At 62.5% G+C, this 22,772-nt stretch carries 33 protein-coding genes; 9 read left to right on the top strand and 24 right to left on the bottom strand.

The window, feature by feature from the left end; genetic code table 11:
• Positions 1 to 26: 26 nt before the first annotated feature.
• Positions 27 to 1,484, bottom strand: coding sequence for a pyruvate kinase (gene pyk, locus QZ189_RS05410; RefSeq protein WP_010317241.1), 1,458 nt, complete (start codon positions 1,482 to 1,484; stop codon positions 27 to 29).
• A gap of 60 nt (positions 1,485 to 1,544) precedes the next feature.
• Between pyk and QZ189_RS05405 the strand changes: the two genes are divergently transcribed.
• Positions 1,545 to 1,874, top strand: coding sequence for a nucleoside triphosphate pyrophosphohydrolase family protein (locus QZ189_RS05405; protein WP_247478644.1), 330 nt, complete (start codon positions 1,545 to 1,547; stop codon positions 1,872 to 1,874).
• A 19-nt stretch (positions 1,875 to 1,893) separates the two neighbouring features.
• Positions 1,894 to 2,403 (top strand): hypothetical protein, encoded by a 510-nt coding sequence (locus QZ189_RS05400; RefSeq protein ID WP_296421178.1) that lies wholly within the window; start codon positions 1,894 to 1,896, stop codon positions 2,401 to 2,403.
• Here QZ189_RS05400 and QZ189_RS05395 read toward each other — a convergent pair.
• Genes QZ189_RS05395 through ilvA form a run of 3 tightly spaced genes read right to left on the bottom strand, consistent with a single transcriptional unit; the run spans position 2,400 to position 4,985 of the window.
• Positions 2,400 to 2,687: a YggT family protein gene (locus QZ189_RS05395; RefSeq protein ID WP_010317238.1), complete on the bottom strand. Its 288-nt coding sequence runs from the start codon at positions 2,685 to 2,687 to the stop codon at positions 2,400 to 2,402. The two genes, QZ189_RS05400 and QZ189_RS05395, sit on opposite strands and share 4 nt — an antisense overlap.
• A gap of 55 nt (positions 2,688 to 2,742) precedes the next feature.
• Positions 2,743 to 3,360 (bottom strand): SMC-Scp complex subunit ScpB, encoded by a 618-nt coding sequence (scpB, locus tag QZ189_RS05390; protein WP_247478641.1) that lies wholly within the window; start codon positions 3,358 to 3,360, stop codon positions 2,743 to 2,745.
• Positions 3,361 to 3,392: 32 nt separating this feature from the next.
• Complete coding sequence (gene ilvA, locus QZ189_RS05385; protein WP_296421175.1) at positions 3,393 to 4,985, bottom strand: threonine ammonia-lyase, biosynthetic; 1,593 nt, start codon at positions 4,983 to 4,985, stop codon at positions 3,393 to 3,395.
• 117 nt (positions 4,986 to 5,102) lie between these two features.
• Between ilvA and dxs the strand changes: the two genes are divergently transcribed.
• Together dxs and QZ189_RS05375 are read left to right on the top strand one after the other, a co-directional pair.
• On the top strand, positions 5,103 to 7,010 hold the full coding sequence (gene dxs / locus QZ189_RS05380) for a 1-deoxy-D-xylulose-5-phosphate synthase (RefSeq protein WP_247478639.1): 1,908 nt from the start codon (positions 5,103 to 5,105) through the stop codon (positions 7,008 to 7,010).
• The gene (locus QZ189_RS05375) at positions 7,003 to 8,256 is read left to right on the top strand and encodes an NAD(P)/FAD-dependent oxidoreductase (protein ID WP_296421172.1); all 1,254 of its coding nucleotides are present in this window, start codon (positions 7,003 to 7,005) and stop codon (positions 8,254 to 8,256) included. The genes dxs and QZ189_RS05375 overlap by 8 nt, the downstream gene beginning before the upstream one ends.
• Positions 8,257 to 8,271: 15 nt before the next feature.
• Here QZ189_RS05375 and psaK read toward each other — a convergent pair whose 3' ends face one another.
• From psaK to QZ189_RS05340, 7 genes are all read right to left on the bottom strand, one after another.
• Positions 8,272 to 8,529, bottom strand: a complete 258-nt coding sequence (gene psaK, locus QZ189_RS05370) for a photosystem I reaction center subunit PsaK (RefSeq protein ID WP_010317232.1) — start codon at positions 8,527 to 8,529, stop codon at positions 8,272 to 8,274.
• A gap of 58 nt (positions 8,530 to 8,587) precedes the next feature.
• Positions 8,588 to 8,920: a DUF3593 domain-containing protein gene (locus tag QZ189_RS05365; RefSeq protein WP_247478636.1), complete on the bottom strand. Its 333-nt coding sequence runs from the start codon at positions 8,918 to 8,920 to the stop codon at positions 8,588 to 8,590.
• On the bottom strand, positions 8,917 to 9,219 hold the full coding sequence (locus tag QZ189_RS05360; protein WP_029626326.1) for a DUF2499 domain-containing protein: 303 nt from the start codon (positions 9,217 to 9,219) through the stop codon (positions 8,917 to 8,919). The genes QZ189_RS05365 and QZ189_RS05360 overlap by 4 nt, the downstream gene beginning before the upstream one ends.
• Before the next feature lie 20 nt (positions 9,220 to 9,239).
• A complete protein-coding gene (locus QZ189_RS05355; protein ID WP_232197302.1) occupies positions 9,240 to 9,386 on the bottom strand; it encodes a hypothetical protein in 147 nt (48 codons plus the stop codon).
• A 120-nt stretch (positions 9,387 to 9,506) separates the two neighbouring features.
• Positions 9,507 to 10,055: a DOMON-like domain-containing protein gene (locus QZ189_RS05350; protein ID WP_247478631.1), complete on the bottom strand. Its 549-nt coding sequence runs from the start codon at positions 10,053 to 10,055 to the stop codon at positions 9,507 to 9,509.
• Between the two features lie 2 nt (positions 10,056 to 10,057).
• Positions 10,058 to 11,164, bottom strand: coding sequence for an aminoglycoside phosphotransferase family protein (locus QZ189_RS05345; RefSeq protein WP_247478629.1), 1,107 nt, complete (start codon positions 11,162 to 11,164; stop codon positions 10,058 to 10,060).
• A 67-nt stretch (positions 11,165 to 11,231) separates the two neighbouring features.
• Positions 11,232 to 11,468: a DUF3136 domain-containing protein gene (locus QZ189_RS05340; RefSeq protein ID WP_296417805.1), complete on the bottom strand. Its 237-nt coding sequence runs from the start codon at positions 11,466 to 11,468 to the stop codon at positions 11,232 to 11,234.
• A gap of 148 nt (positions 11,469 to 11,616) precedes the next feature.
• On the opposite strand from QZ189_RS05340, the gene QZ189_RS05335 reads away from it, so the two are divergent.
• Positions 11,617 to 11,814, top strand: coding sequence for a hypothetical protein (locus QZ189_RS05335; protein ID WP_247478627.1), 198 nt, complete (start codon positions 11,617 to 11,619; stop codon positions 11,812 to 11,814).
• On the opposite strand, the gene QZ189_RS05330 is transcribed toward QZ189_RS05335, so the two are convergent.
• Positions 11,811 to 12,470, bottom strand: coding sequence for a methyltransferase domain-containing protein (locus QZ189_RS05330; protein WP_296415149.1), 660 nt, complete (start codon positions 12,468 to 12,470; stop codon positions 11,811 to 11,813). The genes QZ189_RS05335 and QZ189_RS05330 overlap by 4 nt on opposite strands.
• Positions 12,471 to 12,545: 75 nt before the next feature.
• Between QZ189_RS05330 and QZ189_RS05325 the strand changes: the two genes are divergently transcribed.
• Positions 12,546 to 13,466, top strand: a complete 921-nt coding sequence (locus QZ189_RS05325) for a transglycosylase SLT domain-containing protein (protein ID WP_296415148.1) — start codon at positions 12,546 to 12,548, stop codon at positions 13,464 to 13,466.
• 20 nt (positions 13,467 to 13,486) lie between these two features.
• Positions 13,487 to 13,939, top strand: coding sequence for a nuclear transport factor 2 family protein (locus tag QZ189_RS05320; protein ID WP_010317215.1), 453 nt, complete (start codon positions 13,487 to 13,489; stop codon positions 13,937 to 13,939).
• 3 nt (positions 13,940 to 13,942) lie between these two features.
• On the opposite strand, the gene QZ189_RS05315 is transcribed toward QZ189_RS05320, so the two are convergent.
• The 7 genes from QZ189_RS05315 to QZ189_RS05285 all read right to left on the bottom strand — a co-directional run bounded on the left by QZ189_RS05315 (position 13,943) and on the right by QZ189_RS05285 (position 19,073).
• Positions 13,943 to 14,356 (bottom strand): hypothetical protein, encoded by a 414-nt coding sequence (locus QZ189_RS05315; protein WP_029626323.1) that lies wholly within the window; start codon positions 14,354 to 14,356, stop codon positions 13,943 to 13,945.
• A 23-nt stretch (positions 14,357 to 14,379) separates the two neighbouring features.
• Positions 14,380 to 14,616: a hypothetical protein gene (locus QZ189_RS05310; RefSeq protein WP_247478622.1), complete on the bottom strand. Its 237-nt coding sequence runs from the start codon at positions 14,614 to 14,616 to the stop codon at positions 14,380 to 14,382.
• A gap of 66 nt (positions 14,617 to 14,682) precedes the next feature.
• Entirely contained in the window at positions 14,683 to 15,465 is a 783-nt protein-coding gene (locus QZ189_RS05305; protein WP_010317210.1) for an ABC-2 family transporter protein, read from the bottom strand.
• Entirely contained in the window at positions 15,462 to 16,196 is a 735-nt protein-coding gene (locus tag QZ189_RS05300) for an ABC-2 family transporter protein (protein ID WP_296417815.1), read from the bottom strand. The genes QZ189_RS05305 and QZ189_RS05300 overlap by 4 nt, the downstream gene beginning before the upstream one ends.
• A gap of 65 nt (positions 16,197 to 16,261) precedes the next feature.
• Positions 16,262 to 17,239 (bottom strand): ATP-binding cassette domain-containing protein, encoded by a 978-nt coding sequence (locus tag QZ189_RS05295; protein ID WP_296421190.1) that lies wholly within the window; start codon positions 17,237 to 17,239, stop codon positions 16,262 to 16,264.
• A gap of 23 nt (positions 17,240 to 17,262) precedes the next feature.
• The gene (locus tag QZ189_RS05290; RefSeq protein WP_247478621.1) at positions 17,263 to 17,577 is read right to left on the bottom strand and encodes a hypothetical protein; all 315 of its coding nucleotides are present in this window, start codon (positions 17,575 to 17,577) and stop codon (positions 17,263 to 17,265) included.
• A 20-nt stretch (positions 17,578 to 17,597) separates the two neighbouring features.
• Positions 17,598 to 19,073, bottom strand: a complete 1,476-nt coding sequence (locus tag QZ189_RS05285; protein WP_296415143.1) for a bifunctional orotidine-5'-phosphate decarboxylase/orotate phosphoribosyltransferase — start codon at positions 19,071 to 19,073, stop codon at positions 17,598 to 17,600.
• A gap of 253 nt (positions 19,074 to 19,326) precedes the next feature.
• Between QZ189_RS05285 and QZ189_RS05280 the strand changes: the two genes are divergently transcribed.
• Together QZ189_RS05280 and QZ189_RS05275 are read left to right on the top strand one after the other, a co-directional pair.
• Entirely contained in the window at positions 19,327 to 19,527 is a 201-nt protein-coding gene (locus tag QZ189_RS05280; protein WP_010317201.1) for a Nif11-like leader peptide family natural product precursor, read from the top strand.
• Between the two features lie 80 nt (positions 19,528 to 19,607).
• A complete protein-coding gene (locus tag QZ189_RS05275) occupies positions 19,608 to 19,766 on the top strand; it encodes a hypothetical protein (RefSeq protein ID WP_296415140.1) in 159 nt (52 codons plus the stop codon).
• 3 nt (positions 19,767 to 19,769) lie between these two features.
• Here the strand turns inward: QZ189_RS05275 and QZ189_RS05270 are convergent, their stop codons facing one another.
• From QZ189_RS05270 to QZ189_RS05250, 5 genes are all read right to left on the bottom strand, one after another.
• Entirely contained in the window at positions 19,770 to 20,864 is a 1,095-nt protein-coding gene (locus tag QZ189_RS05270) for a hypothetical protein (protein ID WP_010317199.1), read from the bottom strand.
• Positions 20,861 to 21,406, bottom strand: a complete 546-nt coding sequence (locus tag QZ189_RS05265) for a rhomboid family intramembrane serine protease (RefSeq protein WP_010317198.1) — start codon at positions 21,404 to 21,406, stop codon at positions 20,861 to 20,863. The genes QZ189_RS05270 and QZ189_RS05265 overlap by 4 nt, the downstream gene beginning before the upstream one ends.
• A complete protein-coding gene (locus QZ189_RS05260; protein WP_232197301.1) occupies positions 21,403 to 21,813 on the bottom strand; it encodes a hypothetical protein in 411 nt (136 codons plus the stop codon). The genes QZ189_RS05265 and QZ189_RS05260 overlap by 4 nt, the downstream gene beginning before the upstream one ends.
• 148 nt (positions 21,814 to 21,961) lie before the next feature.
• Complete coding sequence (locus QZ189_RS05255; protein ID WP_010317196.1) at positions 21,962 to 22,537, bottom strand: DUF296 domain-containing protein; 576 nt, start codon at positions 22,535 to 22,537, stop codon at positions 21,962 to 21,964.
• An 8-nt stretch (positions 22,538 to 22,545) separates the two neighbouring features.
• On the bottom strand, positions 22,546 to 22,704 hold the full coding sequence (locus tag QZ189_RS05250; RefSeq protein ID WP_010317195.1) for a hypothetical protein: 159 nt from the start codon (positions 22,702 to 22,704) through the stop codon (positions 22,546 to 22,548).
• Between the last annotated feature and the right edge of the window lie 68 nt (positions 22,705 to 22,772).

Raw genomic sequence — 22,772 nt, 5'->3', positions numbered from 1 at the left:
GCCGGGATGGCCAGCAGAGCCCCGTTTTAAACGATGCTCGGGTTGAGAACGGTGCCCTTGCCCACGACGCTGACCTTGACCAGGTCGGTCGAACCGCTGACATCAGCGAAGGTTCCGGCGGTCTGAATGACCAGATCCCCTTCCTTGAGCAGGTTTGCCTCCGCTGCCACTTCCATGGCCCGGTTAAAGGTTGCCGCTGCGTTGTCCATGTCGGAGACCAGCAACGGGGTCACGCCCCAGACCAGTTGAAGCTGTGAGGCCACCTTGCTGTCGCTGGTGATGGCCAGGATCGGTGTGCTTGGGCGGAATTTGCTGACGTTGCGCGCCGTGGATCCACTCTTGGTCAGCGGAAGGATGGCCGCAGCCTCCAGCTGGCTCGCAATCGAGCTGACGGCGTGGGAGATGGCGTTCGGAACGGTTGAGGCCAGCTGCCCATCGCTGCTGCGGCTGGGGTAGTCCCGCTCGATGCGCCGGGCGATTTGGCTCATGGTGGCCACGGCCTCGACGGGGTAATCACCCACGGCGCTTTCGTTGGAGAGCATCACCGCATCGGTGCCATCGAGGATGGCGTTGGCGACGTCGCTGACTTCTGCGCGGGTGGGCCTGGGGCAGCTCACCATCGAGTCGAGCATCTGGGTGGCGGTGATGACCGGAATCCCCAGGGTGTTGCACTTGCGGATCAGTTCCTTCTGCAGCAGGGGAACTTCCTCGGCGGGCATCTCCACACCGAGGTCGCCGCGGGCCACCATGACGCCGTCGCACATCGGCAGCAGCGCATCCATCTGGTCGATGGCTTCAAATTTTTCGATCTTCGCGACCACGGGCGTGTTGTGGCCGTGGGAGCGAATCAGGGCCTTGATCTCCTCCATGTCGGAGGGATTGCGCACGAAGCTCAGGGCCACCCAATCGACGCCTTGGCTCAGACCAAATTCGAGGTCTTCCCGGTCCTTGTCGGTCAGGGCACGGACGGAGAGCTGCACGTCCGGGAAGTTGACGCCCTTGTTGTTGGAGAGGACGCCACCAACCGTGACGGTGCAGTGGAGGGTCTGGCTGGACTGCTCCACTTGGTCCACGACCATCTCGACGCGGCCGTCATCCAGCAGGATGCGGCTCCCGGGGACCACTTCATCCGCCAACTTGTCGTAGGTGACGGTGGCGATGGTTTGGCAGCACTCGACGTCCCTGGACGTCAGGGTGAAGGGATCGCCTTGGGCAACGGTGATCGGACCGTCCTTGAAACGGCCCAGGCGAATCTTGGGGCCCTGGAGGTCCTGGAGGATCCCGATGTGAACCCCCATCTCCGCGGCAACCTTGCGGATGGTGCTGATCCGCGCTGCGTGCTCGCTGTGGTCGCCGTGGGAGAAATTCAGGCGAAAGGTGGAGGCACCTGCCTCAATCAGGCGCCTGAGCTGCTCAGGCGATTCGGTGGCGGGACCGATGGTTGCCACGATCTTGGTGCGACGCGTGAGATCGGGCAGGGCCATTCGGGGGCGCCAAAGGGAGAAGCGACACTATCATCGAGGCCCTCCAGCGCTGTCGTACCAATGGATCTGAATGCTTATCAGCAGGGTGCGAGGCAAACGGCCCGCTATCCCGATGTGGGCTCCAACCCCATCTACCCAACCCTGGGCCTCTGCGGAGAATCCGGAGAGGTCGCGGACAAGGTCAAAAAAGTGCTGCGCGATAGCGGTGGCGAGTTTTCCGCGGAGGTCCGGGAGTCCTTGAAGCTCGAGCTCGGTGATGTCCTTTGGTACGTCGCTCAGCTCGCCAGTGAGTTGGGCTTCAGTCTCGATGAGATCGCCCAGGCCAACCTCGACAAATTGGCCAGTCGCGCCGCCCGTAACGTGATCGCTGGAAGCGGCGACCACCGCTAAGCAGCTGGAGTCAGGCTGGATGCAGATGCACCGATCGCTCTCACGGGCCCTCGCTCGAGCGCTGAGCGCAGTACTCGTCGTTGCTTGCACAGTCTTCGGCGCCGCCCCTGGCGCCTTGGCCGCTGGTCTGAGCGTTCACGACGTGAGCTTGGACCCCTGTCCTGCTGAAGATATCGGAGCTCAACCGCAGCTCAAGCGGCCCAGTGGTGCCAGTTGTTTTGTGCTGCGGGGCAGTGTCGATAACCCTGGTCGCAAGACGGTATTTGACACCGATGTCTTTGCCCAAATCCTGGACGCCAGCGGCGAACCAGTGCTTCAGAACCGTTCCCGAGTCGGCTCCATCGGCGATGTCGAGCAGGGCACCTCAAGCTTTGCCCTGCGTCTGGCTGTCCCAGCGGGCACCCCAGGACCGTTCAGCTTCTCCAACGTGAAAGCGCGCGGCTTCAGCGCTCCTGTTCGGACCCGTGCGGGTGAGTTTGATGACCTGCTGCCGTTGGAGCAGGCCGTCGCCGACGTGGATCCGGCTTAGAAGAAGGCTGGATAGAAGTAACCCCGGCTCTGCTCCAGCAAGCTTTGGAGTAACTGAAGGGCCAGGAAAGCCACGATTGCTGAGAGGTCCAGGCCGCCCAGGGGGGGGATCAAACCGCGAAACACCCCGAGGTAGGGGTCGGTGATCGCACTCACGGTGGAGAGCACTGGATTGCTCCAGTCGAGATTGGGGAACCAGCTCAGCAGCACCCGAACGAACAGCACGAGCGTGTAGATCGAGAGCGTTTGGATCAGGACGCCGATCAGATCGCCGAGGATGGACATGGCTGCAGCTGCGTTGGAGTCACTCTATTGAGTGTGTGTGGAGGCTGGGATTGCCCTAGGCGGCCTGCTCCCACTCTTCATCGCTGACCTCGACTGCGGGACTGGCGGGAGCTGGCTTGACCGCCTTGCGCTGGGCCACCAGCTCATCGGTCTTGACCGAGAAGGTTCGATGGAACTTCTCACTGAGGCTCAACCAGAAGGACCGTCCCTCGCTTTGGCGTTTGCGCTCGATGAAGTTCTGGGCCAGCAGCTCCTTGATGTGGTCGTAGGCCCCTGATCCCCGCAGGTCCACCAGATCGGACTGCAGGATTCGCTTTTTGATGGCAATCGTGGCCAAGGTGCGCAGGGCCGCTGTGGAGAGGTCCACCGGCAGCAGGTTCTGCACCAGATCCCCCAGGCCATCCCGCAGTTGCAGGCTGTAGCGCTTGCCCTCCTGGCGAATCTCGAGAGCGGTGTCCCTGTGGGCGTAGTCGGCCATCAGGGTGATCAGGCCCATCTCGACCTCATCACGACTGGCGCCTGCGATCTCGGCTAGCTCGCCCTGGGTCAGAGCCCTGCCCTTGAGATAAAGGATGGCCTCTAGGCGTGCGGGTAGCGAGAGATTGCTGCCGGCCCGTTGCAGGGCAATCGTGTCGCCTTCAGCGGGGATGGGCTCTTGGGTGTCGCCTGCCATATCCCCCGGCTGAACAGTGCGTTGCTCGAAAGTTATCCCACGCTCAAGCTGCCGGCCAGCTCACCCAGGAAGAGGCGATAGGCCGGATTGCTGGTCTCATCGGCGTACTGATAGCCCAGTCCATCGAGGAAGCTCTGCCATTCGTTCATCTCCGCCTCGGGCACCTGGACCCCGACGACGATGCGGCCGACGTCTGCCCCGTGGTTCCGGTAGTGAAAAATGCTGATGTTCCAGTTGGGATGCAGGCTGGTCAGGAAGCGCATCAGTGCGCCCGGTCGCTCCGGGAATTCGAAGCGGTAGAGCAGTTCCCGCCCATGGCCAGCGGCCTCACCCGTGCTGGCCGGTAGCCGACCGCCGACCATGTGCCGCAGATGGAGCTTGGAGAGCTCGTCGTTGGAGAGATCCAGGCAGGGGAAGCCGGCTTCCCTCAGGCTGTGGATCAAGGCCTGTTCATCGGAGCTGCCGCTGGTTTGCACCCCAACAAAGATGTGGGCGCGACTGGGGTCGGCCAGTCGATAGCTGAATTCGGTCAGGCTGCGCTGCCCCAGCAGGGTGCAGAACTGACGCAGGCTTCCGGCCTGCTCCGGGATCTCGACCGCCAACATCGCTTCGCGGTCTTCGGTGATCTCGGTGCGCTCCGCCACAAAGCGAAGGCGATCGAAGTTCATGTTGGCCCCGCAGGCCACGGCCACCAGGGTCTGTCCCTCGCGCTGACGGCGGCTGATGTCAGCCTTCATTCCCGCCACCGCAAGGGCACCGGCCGGCTCAAGAATCGAGCGGGTGTCTTCAAAGACGTCCTTGATGGCGGCGCAGATGGCGTCGTTGTCGACGGTGACCATGGCGTCGACGACAGTTCTGGCCAGCTCAAAGGTCTGAACACCGACCTCTCGTACGGCGACACCATCGGCGAACAGTCCGACCTGCTCGAGCTTCACCCTCTCCCCTAGGGCCAGGGAGCGGGTCATGGCATCGGCATCAACCGGTTCCACCCCGATGACCTCAACGCTGGGCCAGAGGCTTTTGACGTAGGCGCCAATGCCAGCGATCAGGCCACCTCCGCCGACGGCGATGTAGATCGCATCGGGGGGCTCAGAGCACTGTCTGAGGATCTCCAGCCCAATGGTCCCCTGGCCTGCGATCACCTCAGGGTCATCAAAGGGATGAATAAAGGTCAGCCCTCGCTCATCGGCCAGTCGGTAGGCCTCCGCGCAGGCGGCGTCATAGGTGTCGCCCTCCAGCACCACCTCAGCTCCCCGGGCCGCCACGGCCCTGACCTTCATCTCTGGGGTGGTCACGGGCATGACGATCACCGCTCGACAGCCCAAGCGCTGGGCGCCCAGGGCCACGCCCTGGGCATGGTTTCCGGCGCTCGCAGCGATCACGCCCCGCTCCAGCTCCGATGGGCTGAGGCTGGCCATCTTGTTGTAGGCGCCGCGCAACTTGAAACTGAAGACCGGCTGCAGGTCTTCCCGCTTCAGCAGAACGGTGTTCTTCAGCCGCCTGGAGAGGTTCGGCGCTGCATCGAGGGGCGACTCGATGGCCACGTCGTAGACCCTGGCCCGCAGGATTCGTTGCAGCATCTCCATGCCGGAGCCGGAGTTCTGGTTGGGGCCGGTGGCTGTCATTGCGACTGGACGATCACACCAGTCTCGCAAGCTCCTGGGATCGGTCTAGGGGTAGCCAAATCAACCCCAGAGGACGTCCGGCTCCGCGTAGGCTGAACCCCAATCTTGGCCGCAGGCATGCATCTCAGCGAGCTGACGCATCCGAATCAGCTGCATGGCCTGAGCGTCACTGAGTTAGAGGGCATTGCCCGTCAGATCCGAGAACGCCACCTGGAGGTGGTGAGCACCAGCGGCGGACACCTCGGTCCTGGCCTGGGCGTTGTGGAACTGACCCTCGCCCTCTATCAGACCCTCGACCTCGACAAGGACCGCGTGGTCTGGGATGTGGGCCACCAGGCCTATCCCCACAAGCTGATCACTGGTCGCTACAAGGATTTCCACACCCTGCGTCAAAAAGACGGGGTTGCGGGCTACCTCAAGCGCTGCGAAAGCTCCTTTGACCATTTCGGTGCAGGCCACGCCAGCACTTCGATTTCTGCCGCCCTGGGCATGGCCCTGGCCCGTGATCAACGCGGTGAGGATTTCAAGAGTGTTGCCGTCATTGGTGACGGCTCTCTAACCGGGGGCATGGCCCTGGAGGCCATCAACCACGCAGGCCACCTCCCCAAGACCCGCCTTTTGGTTGTCCTCAACGACAACGACATGTCGATTAGCCCCCCCGTCGGGGCGCTCTCGACCCACCTGAACCGGATGCGGCATAGCCGTCCGCTGCAGTTCCTTCAGGACAACGCGGAAGAGGCGATCAAGCACTTGCCGTTCATGCACGGTGAGCTGCCGCCGGAGCTCAAAAACCTCAAGGAGAGCATGAAGCGCCTCGCCGTCCCCAAGCTGGGCGCGGTCTTTGAGGAACTGGGCTTCACCTATATGGGCCCGGTCGACGGCCATGACATCGCAGGTCTGATCGACGTCTTCGAGCAGGCCCACGCCCATGAGGGTCCGGTGCTGGTGCATGTGGCCACCACCAAAGGCAAGGGCTACGCCTTCGCTGAGGCGGATCAGGTGGGCTACCACGCCCAGAGTGCATTCGATCTAGCGACCGGCAAGGCCTACCCCTCCAGCAAGCCCAAGCCCCCTAGCTACAGCAAGGTCTTCGGCCAGACCCTGGTCAAACTCTGTGAGCAGGATCCCAGGGTGGTGGGCATCACGGCCGCCATGGCCACGGGCACGGGTCTGGATCTCCTTGAGAAGGCGCGCCCCCAGCAGTATTTCGATGTCGGCATCGCTGAGCAGCATGCCGTGACCATGGCGGCTGGCATGGCCTGTGAAGGACTGCGCCCCGTTTGTGCGATCTACAGCACCTTCCTGCAGCGCGCCTACGACCAACTCATCCATGACGTCGGCATCCAGAACCTGCCGGTCACTTTTGTTTTGGATCGCGCCGGCATCGTCGGTGCCGATGGCCCCACGCACCAAGGCCAGTACGACATCAGCTACCTGCGCTGTGTTCCGAATTTCACGGTCATGGCGCCGAAGGACGAGGCCGAGCTGCAACGGATGATGGTGACCTGCTTGAACCACAGCGGTCCGACCGCCCTCCGCATTCCGCGGGGTGAAGGGGAAGGAGCCCCCTTGATGGAAGAGGGATGGGAGCCCCTGGAGATCGGACGCGGTGAACTGCTCACCGATGGCGATGATCTGCTGATCGTGGCCTATGGCTCGATGGTGGCTCCGGCCATGGCCACAGCCGGTCTGCTGCAGGAACAGGGCGTCCGCGCGGCGGTGATCAACGCCCGCTTCCTACGCCCGCTGGATGAGGCGTTGATCCTGCCGATGGCTCGCCGGATCGGCAAGGTGGTGACCATGGAAGAGGGCTGCCTCGCCGGTGGCTTCGGCGCCGCTGTGGTCGAGATCCTCAACGACAAGGACGTGCTGGTGCCGGTGCACCGGATTGGTATCCCGGATGTGCTGGTGGACCACGCCACACCGGCCCAAAGCAAGGAGGCCCTGGGCCTGACCCCGGTCCAGATGACCGAGTCCATCCTGGATCGCTTCGGCACCTTGAAGCGCCAGGCTGTGGGTGTCTGAAGCGCCTCGCGATCAGAGAACCTGGGATGTGCTGATTGCGGGCGCCGGTCCTTCCGGCTCTCGCTTGGCACAGCAGTTGAGTGCAGCCGGCGCCACGGTGCTGCTGGTGGAGGCCCTGGAGGACTTCTCGAAGAACGCCTTCAGCAGTGCCGCCCTGCCGCTCAGCGCCGTCGAGCGTTGGCAGCTGCCCGAGTCGGTGATCGCCTCTCGCTGGGACCAGTGGCAGCTCTTTGGGCCGGGGGAGAGTCGCCGTTGCTGGGCGGCCGATGCACCACTCGGCGTTGTTTTGGACTTTGCGGCCCTGCGGCGCTGGTTGGCAGATCAGGCCCTGGCTAGCGGTACGCAACTCCAGCTCGGCTGGAGGGTCTGCGCCACCGAGACCCTGAGCTCCGGTCTCGCCCAGACGCAGCTGCGGGGCCCGGGGGGCCGTGAAGCAGTGATCACCAGCCGTTTCGTGGTCGATGCCACCGGAGAAAAACGTGTGCTCATGGGTGAACCACGCCACCACCCCCTGGTCAGTGGCTCAGGGGTGGAGTGGGTGCTCCAGGTTCCCGTCGAGCGCTGGCAGGACTGGGCCGGGCGCCTGAGTTTCATGCTCGGCAGTCGTTGGGTTCCCCAGGGCTATGGCTGGGTCTTTCCCATGGAGCCCGGGCGCTTAAAGGTGGGCGTCTGCCGCCTGCACGACAGCGGGCGCTCGCAACCGCCGCTCCACCAATTGCAGCTGCAGCTGCTCGATCGCCTGGGGCTGACTGGCGACACCGTGGTGGATCGCCATGGGGGCCTGATCCGCAGCACGATTCGTCGCCGTGAAGCGCATCAACGTGGTGCTCTGGTGGGATTGGGCGACGCGGTCAGCACCGGAAACCTGCTCGGTGGCGAAGGCATTCGCCATGCCCTGACCAGTGCCGATGTTCTTGCACCCCTCCTGCTGGGGGCCCTGGCTGGGCGAGGCCGGCCCCTCGCGAGCTATCCCAAACGTTTGCGCCAAAAGCTGGGGTGGCGCTGGTCCCTGAGCGGCCGTCTGGCCCAACGCACCTGGCTCGGCCTCTCCGGTGAACCGGCCGATCGTCGTTTGGAGCGTCTACTCGAGGGGTTGCAGACAACGGCCAGTGCCGAGGCACTCTCGCGGTTGTTGTTTGATTACCGCTTCGAGCGCTATGGAGTGCGGGCCCTGCCCTACCTGCTGGGCTGGGCATCCATGGCCACAAAAAAGCCCCCCTGCAGGAGGGGGGCTTCAGACGACTGAACGAAGGAGCGTGGATCAGACCACGCCGCGGGCGGCCAGGCCGAGGATCGCGCCCATGCCGAGGATGTGACCGAAGGAGGTGGTGGCCAGCAGAGCGGCGTGGCTCATGCCGCCAAACATGGCTGCGTTGGGAAGCTGTGCACCCTCGTTGGGGTACTTGATGGTGGCCTTGCCGATGCCGATGGCGATCACGTTGGCGATGATCATCACCAGGCCCACCTTGGGAGACCAGGCCACGGAGGCGGGGGCGATAGCCAGCAGAGGAGCGAGCATCGAAATCTTTGGGTGACACCTCATCTTCCGAGCGGCGCAGGCCAATGGCCCCCTTCGCTTAAGACTTGTTCACCCCCTTGGGCATGAATCCCAGCAGGATCATCACGTTGCTGACGGTCAAGAACAGCTCTGCGCCCCCATGCAGTGGATCCACATCGGCCAACTGACGGCCGTAGAGCCCTTCGGCCAGCAGGGCCGCTGCAATCGTGATCAAGACAAAGATCAAGGTGAAGCCAAAGCCCCAGAGGGCTAGGGGTGGAACGCGTTTGGACTTCCAGGCCCACCAGAGAAAGGCCAGGTAAGGGAACAGTGAGGCCGCGAACAGGGGCGAGGGATCAACACTCCCGAGTTGGCTCAGACCAGCGCTGAGAGCTTGGATCAGCCCGTTCATCCCAGGGTTGCCCGCTTGCGCTGGAGATTCCAGGCCGCCAGAGCCATGGCAGCGTTGCCAAGGACGGTGCAGCCGGCCTGCAGGACGACCAGTCCGTAGAGCTCCTGGGCGTTATCGAAGAGGTGCCAGGTGCAGGCGGCCATGGCACTGATCAACGCTGGAACCATGGCCAGCGCTAGCCAGTTCCACTCCGGCTCTCCGCGCCGTTGGCCCCACCGTTGAATGGCCAGCATGGCCAGTCCCCACTCCAACACTGAGGCCACATGGATCCACCAGGTGGGTAGGGAAAGTGCGTGCATGGGCCGTTTCTAGCGGCCGCTTAGACGACGTGGGTGCTGAGGTGCTCGAAGACGGTCTGCAACACCGCAGCCATCTCGGGCTTGAGTTGGCAATCCGGGGTCGTTTTCGATGCCAGAAGAAGCAAGGCGCAGGCATCGACCAGCTGGGAGGCTTCAGCCGTGGTCATGCTGACCAGGTGCTCTTCTCCGCAGTGGGTGACATTCAAACCGGACAGGCGTTGATGTAGCGCACGCTACTGAAAAGAACGTTTCGCTTTCAAAGCGTGTGAATTTCTTCGGTTTTGTAATCAGTCTTGAGCGGATTGTTTTGCCGTGATGCTGAAGCTTTCGCGCCGGTGAAAATCGGCTTCACTGGCGCAGTGCTTCAACGCCCAAAAGCTGCATCCCTGGTGGTGTAACGCGACAACGGCCGTCAGAGAGCATTCCAGTTGCTCAAAGGCTTTCTTCAGATCCAGGCAAACCTCGGACTCCAGGATCAAGGCCGAATCCAGTTCCTGCCGGCGGCTGTTGATTCCTTTGACCTGGATCCCCGTTTCGATGGCCAACCCCTGCCTGTAGTCCTCCAGCCTGTAGAGGTTCCAATCACCACTGGGACTGAGGTTGAACTCCCAGTAGGGACGCTGGCCCGGAACGCCAAAAAAAGCTTCGAGGCAGGTGCTCTGCCAAAGACCGTCTACACGCTTGGGCTCGGCTGTTGCTTCCGGGCAAACCAGTTGATCGCTTGGGCCCTGCAACCTGAACTGCAGTTGCAGCTCGGAATCGCACAGAACGAGATTCGCTTCAACACTGCAGTCCTGGAGGAACGCTTCGTGTTGAAAGGGCTGCAGGCGAAGCACGGTTACAGGGCAGCAGGGGCCTGGTTGCTCAGGCCCACCAGCAGCGTTTGCAGCAACTCCCACTGCTCTTCGATGCTCTGGGTGAGTGCAAATTGCACGCGGGCGCGTTTGAGGTTTTGTCCGGGCGTCTTCACCTTGAAATAGGCATCGCCATTGAGGTGATCCGTGAAGAAGCGAAGACCTAGTTCGAAGCTGATCAGTCGAGCGGCTTCGGGGATGAAGCGACGATCCGATGCCGTCAGCATCGAACCGGCCGCCTCGAGGTAGCCCCGCAGGATGGCTTCGGCTAATCCCAGATCAAAACTGACTTGATCGGGGCTGCTGGCCTCCTCGCCAGCCCGGTTGCAGCAGGAGCGCAGGCAATCTCCGATGTCGTACTGCACCAGTCCTGGTTTCACCGTGTCGAGATCGATCAGGGCGACGGCCTCGCCCGTCTCTGTGTCCAGCATCACGTTGTTGATCTTGGGATCACCGTGAATCGGCCGCTCCTGCAGTTCGCCGCGCTCCTTGGCCTGCTCGAGGACGGAGCAGAAGCCTTCGCGCTCGCGAATAAAGGCAATGCAGAAGTCGGTGTCCTCGCAGGGCTCGGCTTGTGTGCGCACCAGCGCCTGCCGGTACTGATCGAGGTAGCGAGGGGTGATGTGGAACCCCTCGAGGGTGTCGTGGAGAGTCTCGGTGGGGAGGTCGTGGATCAGTTGATGAAAGCGACCGAGCCCCCGGCCCAGTTCGTAGGCCTGCCGCTCATCCTCAATCGCATCAACGCTGCGGGCCTGGCCGATGAAGCTCATGCAGCGCCAGACCTTGCCCTCTTGGCAGCGATGCCAGGGATCGGCTGAGCCCCTTGGCGCCAGCAACTGCGGGTGCTCCCAGCGGGAGCTCTGCGGTGGCTGCTCCTTCCCTGCGATATGCGCCTGCAGGGTCAGCAGGTTGCGCATCACCTGCTCCGGTGAGCCAAAAACCGCGGTGTTGATCCGCTGCAAGACATACGCTCCGCGAGCGGTCTCGACCAGATAGGTGTCGTTGACATTGCCGCTTCCCAGGGGGCTGACCTGCAACACGGTCCCTGGGGGATGAAAGACCTCAGCGGCCTCCAGGAGAGCGGCATCCATCAGATGACGCTGTCACGGAAACAGCCTTGTCCTGAGGACTCGGGGTCAGCTGTTCGAGAGGACCGGCCTAGCTGGCCGTGGTCTCCCGTTGAATCTCCCGCTGAAGCTGGTAGCGGATCTGGTCCGGTGCCTTGTACTGACGGGGAAGGCAGTTGTGCAGGGTCTCGAGCCTGCTCCAGACCAGGGTTTTTTCGATGCCGGCGGTCGAACGTCCTTCGAGCAGCAGCTGTTTCAGGGCCTTGCGGTAGAGGAAGTATTTGGACTCCAGCTCACCAATCGTTAGACCTTCTGAACTCGCTGTCATCTGAAGGCCCTGTACCAGCCTTCAACCTACGCGAGTGACCGGGTGCCCTGGGCGACAGCGTTGCAGAGCCAAATCAAAAAACTTTCTCTCGATTGATTGCCCGCGCTCCATGAAGCGGTTCTCATGGACCCACCTTTGGGGCTGCCGCATGCTTGCTGCCGTTGCCAACGCCGCGCTCTTGCTGCTCTACGGAGTGGTGGGTCTTCAACTGGTGCGGGCCTTTCTGAGCCATCGGCGCCGTCTGCGCCAGAAGGCCAAGCGCTTGATCCTCGAGTTGGCCTACTCCGCGGACGAACCAACGAACGCTCCAGCTCCCTTGGGGCGCGACCGCGATTGGGCCGCTTAAGGCAGCTGGTTTGGTTTGTGGCTGATCACGGCAAAGAACGGGTCACCCGGCTGACCGAGCAGCCCCATCACGCCAGCGGCCTTTGTGGTTTCTGCGATTCGCTCGGTTGACTGCCAGCCTTGGGCCTCCAGGACGCCTGCGACGTAATCGAGATGGTCCTGATCGCTGCTATCGGTCCAGATCAGGGGTGCTTTGGTGAAGAACATCCGGTTGGAGAAGGCAACGATCACCTGACCGCCAGGCCGCGTCAGCCGCAGCAGTTCACTGGCGATGGCCTCGGGATATTGGAGGTACTGCCAGCCGGCGACGATCAAGGTGGCGTCCACGCTGCTGCTGGGTAGTGGTAGTTCCTGGTTTTGGTTGAGGTTTTGCAGCCAGTAGCTATCCAGGCGGGGGTTGGCCGCGAGTTCTTTCTCGTTTAAACCGTGCCCGATCACCCGCTCGAGGGCCTTGTCCTCTGGAAGGTGTGAGACCCAGCTGGACATCAAATCCAGCACTACGGCGTTCTTTGGAATCCGCTCTGTGTAGAGCGCGGTGAGCCGTGTGCGGAAGGCCTGGTCCAGGTGATGCACCAGCCGCGGCTCGGCATAAAACAGGACGTCATCGGATCCGTCCCACTTGCGCCTCTGGGACTCCTCCAGCACCAGAACGGTCATGGCTGATTGATCGGTCGCTGCAGTCTGCAACCTGAGCGCGAATGCTGTAGGCATGGGCGCAGCGGCCCTGAATCCATGACCCGATCCGTTGGCTTGGTTCTTGCTGCAGCCCTGGCAGGACTGGTGGCCTGTGCCTCCCCCAACGAGGCCCAAAGCAATGCTGCTCCCGCCGCCGCGCCGCGGCGGCAACCCCGCAGTTACCCAACGGTTCCGCGTGCTGCAAGCGAGACCGCGCGTCGACTGGCTGCGCTTGAGAGCCAGTTGCGCGATCCGCAGACGCCAGCGGACCAACTCCCGGATTTGGCCCATCAACAGCAGGTGATCTATCGGGTTCTCTCGCTTGATCGACAGCGCAGTCAGGCGGTCCTGGATCAACTCCCAACCCGTTGGCGTTCCGTGGCCGAACGGCACCTGGCGGCGAGACGTGCGTTTCTGGCGATGAGCAAACGCCGCCCTGCCCAGGTGCCGGCCTGGCGGATTATTCCCCCCGAACCCCTGCCCCAGTTACTCGCCCACTACCGCAAGGCCGAAGCCGCGACAGGGATCGAGTGGGAGGTGCTCGCGGCGGTCAACTTGGTGGAGACCGGGATGGGACGCATTGACGGCGTCTCCATTGCCAATGCCCAGGGCCCGATGCAGTTCTTGCCAACCACCTGGGCGGAGCCAGGCATCGGCCGAGGGGACATCCGTAATCCCCATGATGCGATTCAGGCAGCGGCCCGTTATCTCGTGCGCCGCGGCGGTCTCAAGAACATTCGCCGTGGTCTCTGGGGCTACAACAACAGCGATCTCTACGGCGAGGCTGTTCTCCTCTATGCCTCCTTGATTAAGGAGGATCCCCAGGCCTTGGTGGGCCTTTATCACTGGGAGATTCACTACAACGCCCAGCAGGGGGATCTTTGGCTTCCTGTTGGCTACGAACAACTCCAACCCCTGCCTGTCGATCGCTACCTGCAGTTGCACCCCCGCAGCGCTCCTCCCAGGAAGCCAGGATGAGCGCACCCGCTCCTTGAGCTGTGACTGCTTCTTCCTCTGGATTCCAGCTCCCACTGACGGAGCAGTCCCTGCGTCAGCTGTTCACCAAGCCCTATGGCGCACCGGCCCCGAGCCATGGGCAATGGAAAGCGGTGTATGCACCGGATGTGCATTTTGAGGATCCCACCCAGTCCCGCGATGGACTTCAGGCCTACCTCGATGCCCAGGATGGCCTGGTGAACCGTTGCGATGATGTCTACCTGGCTCCGCACGCCGTCGCCCTGAGCGGCCAAACCGCTTTTGTCGAATGGACGATGGGGCTGAAGATCAAGGGCATTGAGTTCGTGTATCCGGGCGCGACGCGACTGCGGCTCAATGACCAGGGTCTGATCGTTGATCACCGCGACTATTTCGACTTTGTCGGCCCAACGTTTGCCCCTGTCCCCTTGATCGGTGGTTTTGTGCGCTGGCTCTACAAACGCTTCGTGGACTAAGTCTCAGGCGCTCGGTTGATCCTCCGCCAATTCAGCCACCATGACCGCTGCACAGGTTTGTTCCATCAGCTCCTGGTAGCAGGGCTCATCCGGCCGCATCTCGGCCAGTGATGTCCAGCACTGGATCACCCCCGCGCGAACCGCACGGCGCTTGATCGGCCGGCGTTCCCCTGGCGGTACGGGAGACGTCTCCAGCCAGTCGTCGATACAGCTATGCATCGCCGCAAAGACATCGGCCATCCCATTGGTTGCGTATTGAGCCGTGACCAGGTCATGGGCGACAAGCAACCCGGCCTGTCGTCCCAGGCGATCGCTCGCCGTCTGCTCATCCGTCGTCGCCCCAAAGCGAGCATCCAGCCAGGTGCTGAGCTGGATTGAGGTTTCAAGGCTGATTCCAGACTGGAAGAAGGGAGTCATGGATGGGGACATCTGTGTACGTCCTACCCGCGCTTGGAATGGGACCAAATCTCGAAGTCCATCGAGAACTTTTCGCGAAGGAACTGGCGGAAGTCCGTGTCTGGGGTCTCATCGAGGCCGGGGCCTGCACGACGCTCGATCGCCTCATCGACAAGGATGGCGATGGCCTTTGAGATCGAGTGGCGCTGCTCCTTTGAGAAGTCGCGAACCCAGTGCGCCGCGGCCTCGCTCAGGATGACTTGGTGGCGTTCGCTGGCCAATCTCTGACCTGGACCTCCCGGCAATCCTACACAGACTGTGTATCCAATGCAAGGCTGGGTCTGGACTCAGCTGCTGGCTGACGTGTAGTGACGGAGCGCAAATTGCCAGAAGAGGCGACTGGCGATCAGGCTCCCCGCGGCCATCAGCACTGATCCCAGGGCCCAGTGCCAGGACCCCTGACCCAGAAGGGCCTGGGAGGGAACGGTGGTCATGAAGGCCACCGGCAACACAAAAACAAACACCAGCCGCAGAGCCGGTGGGTAGGCACTCACCGGATAGCGCCCCGCCACGAGCGTGTAGCGGAGAACTTCAGTGGCATTCCAGACCTTCACGAACCAAATCGAGAGGGCTGCGAGTGAGAACCAGAGGCTGTAGAGAATCGCAGCACCACTGGCCAGCAAGAGTCCACCCAAGAGCAAGGACTGAGGGCGGATTTCGGGTAAGCCCAGGACCACCAGGACGCAACCAGCCAGCAAACCTGGAGCGCCCCAGGGGGAGAAGCAACGCAGGGACAGCCAGAGCTGCGAGTCCACCGGTTTCAGCAGCACGAAATCCAGGGTGCCCTGCTGAACGTGGTTCACGATCTTGCTGAGGTTCGGCTGGAGCAGGCAGCTCGTGAAGCCATCGAGCAGCGTGTAAAGCCCGAGGACGATGAGCGCTTCATTCCAAGTCCAGCCCCCAAGGGTGGACTGCCCAGAAAACAGCAGTGACAGCACAAAGAGGCTTCCGGCCAGATTTCCGAAAACAGAGAGGCACTCCAGAACAAGGTTGAGCTGGTACTCGCTCTCGGACTCCAATGAACTGCGCCAGAACTGCAGCAGCATCGCCAGGGTTTTGGAGCGTCTCATGCGCCCATGGCTCCGTAGCGCCTCAGCCCCCTCTGCCAGCCCCAGTAACAGAGGGGGCTGAGGATCAGGCACCAGATCAGCAGGCTCAAGTACCCAGCGCCCAGGTCCACCGGTAGCCCTGAAAGCAGCCGTGCCGGGAAGTCGACCATCGCTGGAAAGGGTGTGGCGAGGGCGAAGCGCTGCACGGCAGGCGGAAAGGTGTCGAGTGGTGCCACCAGCCCCGAGAGGAAGAGATAGGGAATCACCAGGAGGCGATCCAAAGCCGCAGCGCGCTCACTCCAAAAACAGAGCATGCTGCTGAGGGTTTGCAGCAAAAACCGCAGGACGAACGCGCCCCACAGGGCCATGAGGCCAAGTAGCAGTTCCTGAAGACTCGGCCTCCAGAGCAACCCTGGATCGACCGCACTCAACGCCAGGAGCATGAGGGCCACAAAGGGGATGCGTGTGGCCTGTTCCGCAAGGTGTGCCGCGAAGTAACGCCACAGGGGTTGGAGCGGTTGCAGCAGAAATGGCGACAACTTGCCGCTGACCACGTCCTCTTCAAAGACATGGATCAGCCAGACCACGCTGAACTGGCGGACGATGAACGCCGCCACGAAGTAATGCCGCAGTTGTGCGGGACTCCAGCCCGCCTGACTGGCCGCACCGCTGTTTTGCCAGACCCCAAGCATGATCAGTGGCAGAACACCGGAGAGGGCCCAGAGAGCGATCTCGGCGCGGTACTCCAGCATGTAGGCGTATTGGGTGCTCAGCAGCGTCCGGGCGATCCGTAGTGACGCACGGGGCGAGCGCACGCTTAGTTCCGTCCTGCCTGTTGGAAGAGGCTGCGCATCAGCTCCTCGATCGGCGGATCATTCACTTCAAGGTCCAGGACCTCAAAGCGACTGAGAAGCGCGGCTACCGAATCCGTCAGCTGATCCCGTGGCACCAGCAGTTGAACCTGATGGTCCTGATGGGACTCGACGGTTCCGAACGCTTCAAAGGCCTCGCGCGGCTGGGGCTGATGCAGCTCCAGTCGGACCTGGCGATGGGGGCTGAGTTTGCTGGTCAGGGCATCCAAGGGGCCGTCATGGAACAACGCCCCCTCGTGGATCAGCAGGACCCGCTCGCAGAGGGCCGTGATGTCCCCCATGTAATGGCTCGTCAGCAGGATGGTTGCCCCAGTGCGCTGGTTGTAGGTGGCAAGGAAGTCGCGAACCCTCCCCTGGGCCGTGACATCCAAACCCAAGGTGGGTTCATCCAAAAACAGCACCCGGGGCTGGTGCAGCAATGACGCCAGCAGTTCGGCTTTCATGCGCTGGCCGAGCGACAGCTTTCGCACGGGGCGATGCAGTTCCTCCCCCAACTCCAAGAGATCCGCCAGTTCACTGACCCGGCGCTTCATCTCCCGTTCGGGGATGCCATAGACCGCCGCATTGACCCGGATCGAATCCCAAGGAGGCAGGTCCCAGATCAGCTGTTGCTTGTTCCCCATCACCAGGGTGATGTCCTGCAGGAAGCCAGGCTGCCGCCGTTGCGGGATGGCTCCGGCGACCCGCAGCTCACCAGCACTGGGGTGAATCAGCCCGCTGAGCATTTTTAAGGTCGTGGTTTTCCCCGCCCCATTCGGACCAAGGAACCCCACCATCTCTCCTTCCTGGATCCCAAAGCTGATGGCCTTAACGGCATCAAGGTCCCGGTAGCGGCGTCGCAGCAGGTGACGAATGGTGCCCTGCAGTCCCGGTTGTTTCTCGGCAATCCGGTAGGTCTTGCTGAGGCCCCGCGCCAGGACCATGGCGTTGGTGGAGCTGCTCAACGTCAGAGCTCGATGCAGGCCTTGGCCTGCTCCCCCAGGGGATCAATGAATTCGACATCGAGCGTCGACTGGAGTTCCTGGGCCTGGCGCACCCGTTCACAGGCCAGATCGTTTTCGCCGCGGTTGAACAGATCCTCTGCCTCATCCGTGAGCGTCTGCAGCTGCAGCTCTTGCTCCTGGCGTTGACGCTGCTGTTCGTCCGAAGCCGCTGGTTGAGGTTGGTTCTTTGGTGGCGATTGACGGGCTGCGGGGCCACAACTCACCAACAGAGCTCCCAGGGCGATCAGACCGGCCGTTGTCCTCAGGAGCCTGGTCACCCGCCTCATCGCATCTCCCCCTATCCCAGCACCTTGGCTTGCTCGGCCGTGAGACGACCAGCATCCAGCAGGGCCTTGGTGATGCGCTGGATGTCCAGCACAGCATGGAAGTCATAGCCCTTGGCCTTCAGTCGCTCGCGGGCACTTTGATCGCGCTGACCGCCGTGATCGATAAAGACCACGACGTCGTTGACCTGCAAACCGGAGCGCTCCAGCTTGGCAATGCCCTCGAGCACACTGCCGCCACTGATCAAGATGTCATCGATCACGATCACGCGGTCTCCCTCCTGGAAATCCCCTTCGATCAGGCGCCTGGCCCCATGGGCCTTGACTTCCTTTCTTGGGTAGATCAGGGGCTTGTGCAACTGCAAAGCCAGCCCGGTTGCCGTGGGTAGGGCTCCATAGGGAATGCCCGCGATGCGATCGAACTCCAGGCCGTCCATCAGTTGCGCGTAGCCATGGAGCACGCGATGGAACAGGTTCGGATCGGAGATGATCTGCCGCAGGTCGATGTAGTAGTTGAAGACGGCTCCTGAGGCCTGGACGTATTCCCCAAACAACAGGCAGCCGATGTCAAAGAGCTCAACGATGAGCTCCGCCATCGGATCCGAGCTGGTTTGCTCGGACGCTTGATTGGCCAGCCAGAGCTCGCAGGTCTCGGCTTGTTCGGAGCGGTGCTGCTCCATCCAGCTGGTTCGCCTGCGGTTGATGCGACCTTTGAGTGCTTCGGCCTGTTCCGCTAGGTCGTCTTCAACCAGCAGGTTTTGGGGCATGGGAATCAGTAGGCCATCCGCTGAGTTGCTCAGGCCGGCCTCCAGCAGTCCATCGACCCGTTCTTCTTCGCTCCAGATCGAACGCAGCATCAGCACGCGCTCGGGTGCGGCCTGTCTGACCCGAGAGAGGACCTTGGGGTCACTGGTTCCCACCTCCAGTAGGACCTGGTCTGGGGTGCCCCAAAGTTGGCTCTCCCGCACGATCTGCAGGAATAGGGGATCGCTGTCGTTGGGGTGGTACTGGATTCGTTTGGCAGCCGGGTTGGAGCTGCGGCAGGTGATGACGACTGCCTTGTCTCGATACAGCAAAAACGGAGCGGCGATGTCCTGACCCGCCAGGGGAGAGAGGGTGACCGCATCGACGCCCAGGTCTTTGAACAGGTAGTGGGCGAGGGCCGTTGAAGAATTCAGATCGCCGTGTTTGGCGTCGATGATCAGGGGGAGATCGCGCGGCACCAGATCGCGCACCTCCAGCAGCAACTCCAGTCCGAGTGGGCCCAGGGCTTGGTAGAAGCCGAGGCTGGCCTTGATCGCACAGACGTGGGGACTGGTTTCCTCCACCACCGCCTTAATCCAGTGCCTGGCCTGACTCAGGAAGGAACGGTTGCCCATCCCCCGGCGCAGAGCCCAGCTCTGCAACATCTCGGGGTTCGGGTCGAGTCCCGTCATCAGCAGGGACTGACGCTCTGCGATGGCTTCAGTGAGTTGAACGAAGAAGCCCATCGCCCGCTGGCGGCTTGAGTCGTTGTTAAGGGATCCCTGGCGCCCTGGGAAAGGGCATGACACAGCTCGTTGCAAAACGGAGCAGTCTCATGTGCCCATCAAGGTCGGGGCTGGGGCTTGAACCACGGCAGCCTCAAAGGGGTTCTGGCGACAGAGCCGCTGCAGTTGAGCCTCAGGAGGCTCGCGAGACTCGCTGCCGATGCCTGGCTTCTGGGCTTTGGCTTTGCGATGGTTTGGAACCCACTCAAGCCTCATGAGCTGGCAAGAACTTGAGCGCTTGGTCGTCGATGCGGAGACCCGTCCGCACTTGCGTCACCTGCTGCGGCGCTGCCGCGATGACAACGGTCTCTTGCTGCAGGCTCGTCTCCTGGGCTATCGCATTACCCGCGTCGATCTGCAGCAGGCCTGGCTACAGCACCGCCAGGACGAAGAGCTCAAGTCCTTGCAAGGCTGAGGGGGATAGCTCTGGATCTGGCCCCCAGCGCTGGATGCCAGTGAGAGCCCACGGTTCGATCCGTTCGCTGCATTCCCTGCGTGAATCTCGAGCTCGATCGACGTTGTTTGGAACTCGCGGTCGCGGACCTCAGGGCGCTGCCCAGCTCCGATCGACCGACGGCCATCGGTCATCTGCGCGCGATCGACTCAGCCTTGGCGGAGAAGCTGACTCTGGAGCTGCTCTTGGAGTTCAGCTGACGCTCAGCAGTCCCTCGCCGCCAGCACCTGGGCCTGCCCCTTGCCGTCCCGTCCGATGGGTTGGGGGTCGAAGTCATCAGCACTGACATCAAAACTGCCGCTGTTGCACCAGAGGGTGAGTTCGCGCTTGGTGTAGCTGCCCAGGGCTCTCCCCTTGCCCTGTTGCATCGCCATCCCAACGCACTGGTCCTGACTGCCCCAGACGCAGCTGGCCGCACCGAGAAGCCCCCCGATCAGATTCGTCGCGATCTGCTGGCCCCGCTCAATTTCGAAACGCCGCACCTCATAGCGCCGTGCCCCCAGCAGGGAATCCCCTGGCTCCCCGGGGAGTGGCCGGCTGAAGGTTTCGTTGGTGTCAACGGTCCAGTTCCCCACCGACTGCCCCGGTTGGAGCTGGCTGCTCAACCCCAGGGTCAGGGCCTGAAAGCGATCCTTGGGATAGCCGTGGTGCTGCCTTGAGATGCGCTCGTAGTCGCCCATCTCAAAGAGCAGATTCGCCGTATTGGAGAAGTCGTCCACCTGGAGTGCGCCGACGTTCAACAGCCAGCCGAGAAAGACTCCGGTTCGCCAGTCGGCAGCGAGTTCCTCCTGTTTGACGGTGAGCCCCATGCCGCCACTGAAGGGGCCGAGCCCCTTTTCTCGGTTGACGTGATGGCCCCACTCATGGGCCAAGACGGCCAGATCCAGCAAGAGCAGGGCAGCATCGCTCTGGCCCTTGGCTGCTCTGACGCTCTTGCGCAGTTCCAGGGCCATGGCGATTTGTTTGCTGGGGGGGCAATAGAAGGCCATGGGATGGCGCACCTCCTTCACCCCGCAACCATCGGCGCGATCGCCCGCGAAGAGCAGTTGTGGCTTGACCTTGGTGCCCCAATGGCGGTGGAGCAGCTCATGGGCCTCCCGGAGATAGGCCTGGCGTTGGCTGGCTTGCCGGGACGCCTCGAGCTTCAGGGCATCTTTGGCGGATGCGGCTTCCAGCACCGGTGGGGGTTCCATGCCGGGTGCCCAGGGCTGGGCCGAAGCGCCAAGGGCCATGGCGAGGCTGATCAGGAGCGCACCCAGCGGTTTGCCAAAGCCTGCTCGAGGGATGAGATGAGTCATGGTCTTGATCGCGAGACCACCGCAGCGGCGAGCAGCCCCCCTGCGAAGCCGCTGGCATGGCCGATCCAGCTCACCCCAGCTGGGGTGAAGAACGGCAAAAGACTGGGGAGAATTCCGCCATAGATCAGCAGGACCGCCAGCGACAGAAGCATGGTCAATGGTCTGCGCTCCAGCCAGCCAATCAACAACAGGTAACCCAGTAATCCATAGACCACACCTGAGAGGCCGTGGGCGCCATTGGGCCACCACAGCCAGACCGGAATGGCTGTGAACAACACAGCGGCCCAGACGGCCAAATAGTCCCACTTGCTCTTGAAGCAGACCAGCCAGGAGAGGGGAAGAAACAAGCCGCTATTGGCGAGGAGATGTCCCCAACCGCCGTGGCTGAAGGGGGCGGTCAGGATCCCCAAGGCCGGACCACCGGGAAGCATCGGCAAGTTCCACTGCCCGCGAAAGAGCAGTTGATCGATTCCCTCCTGCAGCCAAGCCAATGCCAGCAGAGCCAGCGGGATCAGCAGCGCCGCCTTGAGATCCCGCGTCATGCCCTCAGGAGCTGGATCTCCATGACGGCCAGCGCTTCATCAGGCAGGCCAAGAAAGGCATTGAGCCATGCGTCCTGGCAGGGGGCGATGCTGGCGACCCCCACCAGTTGCCCCCTGCCGTCCTGGTCGAGGGGTCGCCCTTGACGGCGGTGCCGCAGCCCCTCGATGGACCCGCTGGTCAGTGCGGTGTCCACGACGAGATCTGAGGCTTGGTAGACGGGTTGACGGGCAGGTCCCAGGGTGAAGCGAAAGCGAGATCGGAAGCGCAGGCTCAGGGCGCCGCTGCTCGGGTCCAGCTCGCCCTCGAGCTGTTCTGGCTGGATCTGAACGCTGATCCCTGGGGGCAGCGGAAGGCCCAAGAGCCGGGCTGTTTGGCAGTCCAAAGGGGGGATGGTCAGCCCTGCCATGGGCACCTTCAGTGCGAGGCGCCCCTGTTGATCGGCAGGGGATTGGAGGACGGGGCCCCCACCACTCGAAGCGTTGTACGAAAACGGGGGGAAGCGTCCGATGACCAATTGACACTGGGCCCCCGTTCGGAGCTGCCAGGTATTGGTCTCAGAAGCCCGTGCGGAAGCGATCAAGTTTTCCTTGGCCGTGCCAATCGGCCAGGTCCTCGTACCCGCCGATCATCGCCCCCTCAATCCAGATCTGGGGCAGTGAGCCCGCCTCCGGTGGGGCCAGCTCGAACGGAATTCCCAGGCTGCGCAGCATGCGCATCGCGCGGTTCGACCAGGGGCATCCCTCGGCAACAGCAAGCCGGATTCGCGGTTGAGCAGTGGAGGAAGGAGCGCGCGTGGGGGCGGATTGCTTCAGCAGACCCACCAATAAATCGGCACCTTTGAGAACTTCACTGCCGTGCTCGAGATGTCCGCCCCAAACCTGGCACTCGCCATCGGAGAAGCTCAGGTGCAGGTGCACACCCTGAGGGGAGATCGTCCCCTGCAGGCTGATGATTTCGAGCTCTCCCGTCAGCACAGTGGGTTGGTCACTGCCGGGGCAAGCAAAAGCGACCCTGCTCAGGTTGCCGACAATGCTCAGTACAAATCCTTCGGCCTGCTGCTGCTGGGCTAGCTCTTCAAGGCTTTTGCGAAGGTCGGCGCCAGGGCCGAGGTGAATCGCTTGAGGCTCCATGCCTGTCGTCAGGCGCCGATTTTTTCATTCGGGACCCACTGGGCTAGGCGCTGTTCGTGGCGCACCAGCTGGTAGCGGTTGAAATCCGTGGGTGAGTTGCCGTAACGGAGCTTGAGCTCGTGCAGTTCCTGACGCATGGACTGCAGGACGGGATTGTTCTCGTTCACTCCCTGAACTCAAACCTAAAGCCAACCTTAAGTCCCTTTTTGGCGCTGCGCTAGTCCCCCTTGAGACA

This window comes from Vulcanococcus sp. CPBay_Sum15L08_68 (genome assembly GCF_017855895.1).
Classification (GTDB): domain Bacteria; phylum Cyanobacteriota; class Cyanobacteriia; order PCC-6307; family Cyanobiaceae; genus Vulcanococcus.
This window is presented reverse-complemented; position numbering and strand designations above follow the sequence as displayed.

Excerpts from the sequence above, each read along its gene's own strand:
- pyk (WP_010317241.1), bottom strand. The coding sequence starts at position 1,484 with ATGGCCCTGCCCGATCTCACGCGTCGCACCAAGATCGTGGCAACCATC.
- QZ189_RS05405 (WP_247478644.1), top strand. The coding sequence starts at position 1,545 with ATGGATCTGAATGCTTATCAGCAGGGTGCGAGGCAAACGGCCCGCTAT.
- QZ189_RS05400 (WP_296421178.1), top strand. The coding sequence starts at position 1,894 with ATGCAGATGCACCGATCGCTCTCACGGGCCCTCGCTCGAGCGCTGAGC.
- QZ189_RS05395 (WP_010317238.1), bottom strand. The coding sequence starts at position 2,687 with ATGTCCATCCTCGGCGATCTGATCGGCGTCCTGATCCAAACGCTCTCG.
- scpB (WP_247478641.1), bottom strand. The coding sequence starts at position 3,360 with ATGGCAGGCGACACCCAAGAGCCCATCCCCGCTGAAGGCGACACGATT.
- ilvA (WP_296421175.1), bottom strand. The coding sequence starts at position 4,985 with ATGACAGCCACCGGCCCCAACCAGAACTCCGGCTCCGGCATGGAGATG.
- dxs (WP_247478639.1), top strand. The coding sequence starts at position 5,103 with ATGCATCTCAGCGAGCTGACGCATCCGAATCAGCTGCATGGCCTGAGC.
- psaK (WP_010317232.1), bottom strand. The coding sequence starts at position 8,529 with ATGCTCGCTCCTCTGCTGGCTATCGCCCCCGCCTCCGTGGCCTGGTCT.
- QZ189_RS05365 (WP_247478636.1), bottom strand. The coding sequence starts at position 8,920 with ATGAACGGGCTGATCCAAGCTCTCAGCGCTGGTCTGAGCCAACTCGGG.
- QZ189_RS05360 (WP_029626326.1), bottom strand. The coding sequence starts at position 9,219 with ATGCACGCACTTTCCCTACCCACCTGGTGGATCCATGTGGCCTCAGTG.
- QZ189_RS05355 (WP_232197302.1), bottom strand. The coding sequence starts at position 9,386 with ATGACCACGGCTGAAGCCTCCCAGCTGGTCGATGCCTGCGCCTTGCTT.
- QZ189_RS05345 (WP_247478629.1), bottom strand. The coding sequence starts at position 11,164 with ATGGATGCCGCTCTCCTGGAGGCCGCTGAGGTCTTTCATCCCCCAGGG.
- QZ189_RS05340 (WP_296417805.1), bottom strand. The coding sequence starts at position 11,468 with ATGACAGCGAGTTCAGAAGGTCTAACGATTGGTGAGCTGGAGTCCAAA.
- QZ189_RS05335 (WP_247478627.1), top strand. The coding sequence starts at position 11,617 with ATGCTTGCTGCCGTTGCCAACGCCGCGCTCTTGCTGCTCTACGGAGTG.
- QZ189_RS05330 (WP_296415149.1), bottom strand. The coding sequence starts at position 12,470 with ATGACCGTTCTGGTGCTGGAGGAGTCCCAGAGGCGCAAGTGGGACGGA.
- QZ189_RS05325 (WP_296415148.1), top strand. The coding sequence starts at position 12,546 with ATGACCCGATCCGTTGGCTTGGTTCTTGCTGCAGCCCTGGCAGGACTG.
- QZ189_RS05315 (WP_029626323.1), bottom strand. The coding sequence starts at position 14,356 with ATGACTCCCTTCTTCCAGTCTGGAATCAGCCTTGAAACCTCAATCCAG.
- QZ189_RS05305 (WP_010317210.1), bottom strand. The coding sequence starts at position 15,465 with ATGAGACGCTCCAAAACCCTGGCGATGCTGCTGCAGTTCTGGCGCAGT.
- QZ189_RS05300 (WP_296417815.1), bottom strand. The coding sequence starts at position 16,196 with ATGCTGGAGTACCGCGCCGAGATCGCTCTCTGGGCCCTCTCCGGTGTT.
- QZ189_RS05295 (WP_296421190.1), bottom strand. The coding sequence starts at position 17,239 with ATGGTCCTGGCGCGGGGCCTCAGCAAGACCTACCGGATTGCCGAGAAA.
- QZ189_RS05285 (WP_296415143.1), bottom strand. The coding sequence starts at position 19,073 with ATGGGCTTCTTCGTTCAACTCACTGAAGCCATCGCAGAGCGTCAGTCC.
- QZ189_RS05280 (WP_010317201.1), top strand. The coding sequence starts at position 19,327 with ATGAGCTGGCAAGAACTTGAGCGCTTGGTCGTCGATGCGGAGACCCGT.
- QZ189_RS05270 (WP_010317199.1), bottom strand. The coding sequence starts at position 20,864 with ATGACTCATCTCATCCCTCGAGCAGGCTTTGGCAAACCGCTGGGTGCG.
- QZ189_RS05265 (WP_010317198.1), bottom strand. The coding sequence starts at position 21,406 with ATGACGCGGGATCTCAAGGCGGCGCTGCTGATCCCGCTGGCTCTGCTG.
- QZ189_RS05260 (WP_232197301.1), bottom strand. The coding sequence starts at position 21,813 with ATGGCAGGGCTGACCATCCCCCCTTTGGACTGCCAAACAGCCCGGCTC.
- QZ189_RS05255 (WP_010317196.1), bottom strand. The coding sequence starts at position 22,537 with ATGGAGCCTCAAGCGATTCACCTCGGCCCTGGCGCCGACCTTCGCAAA.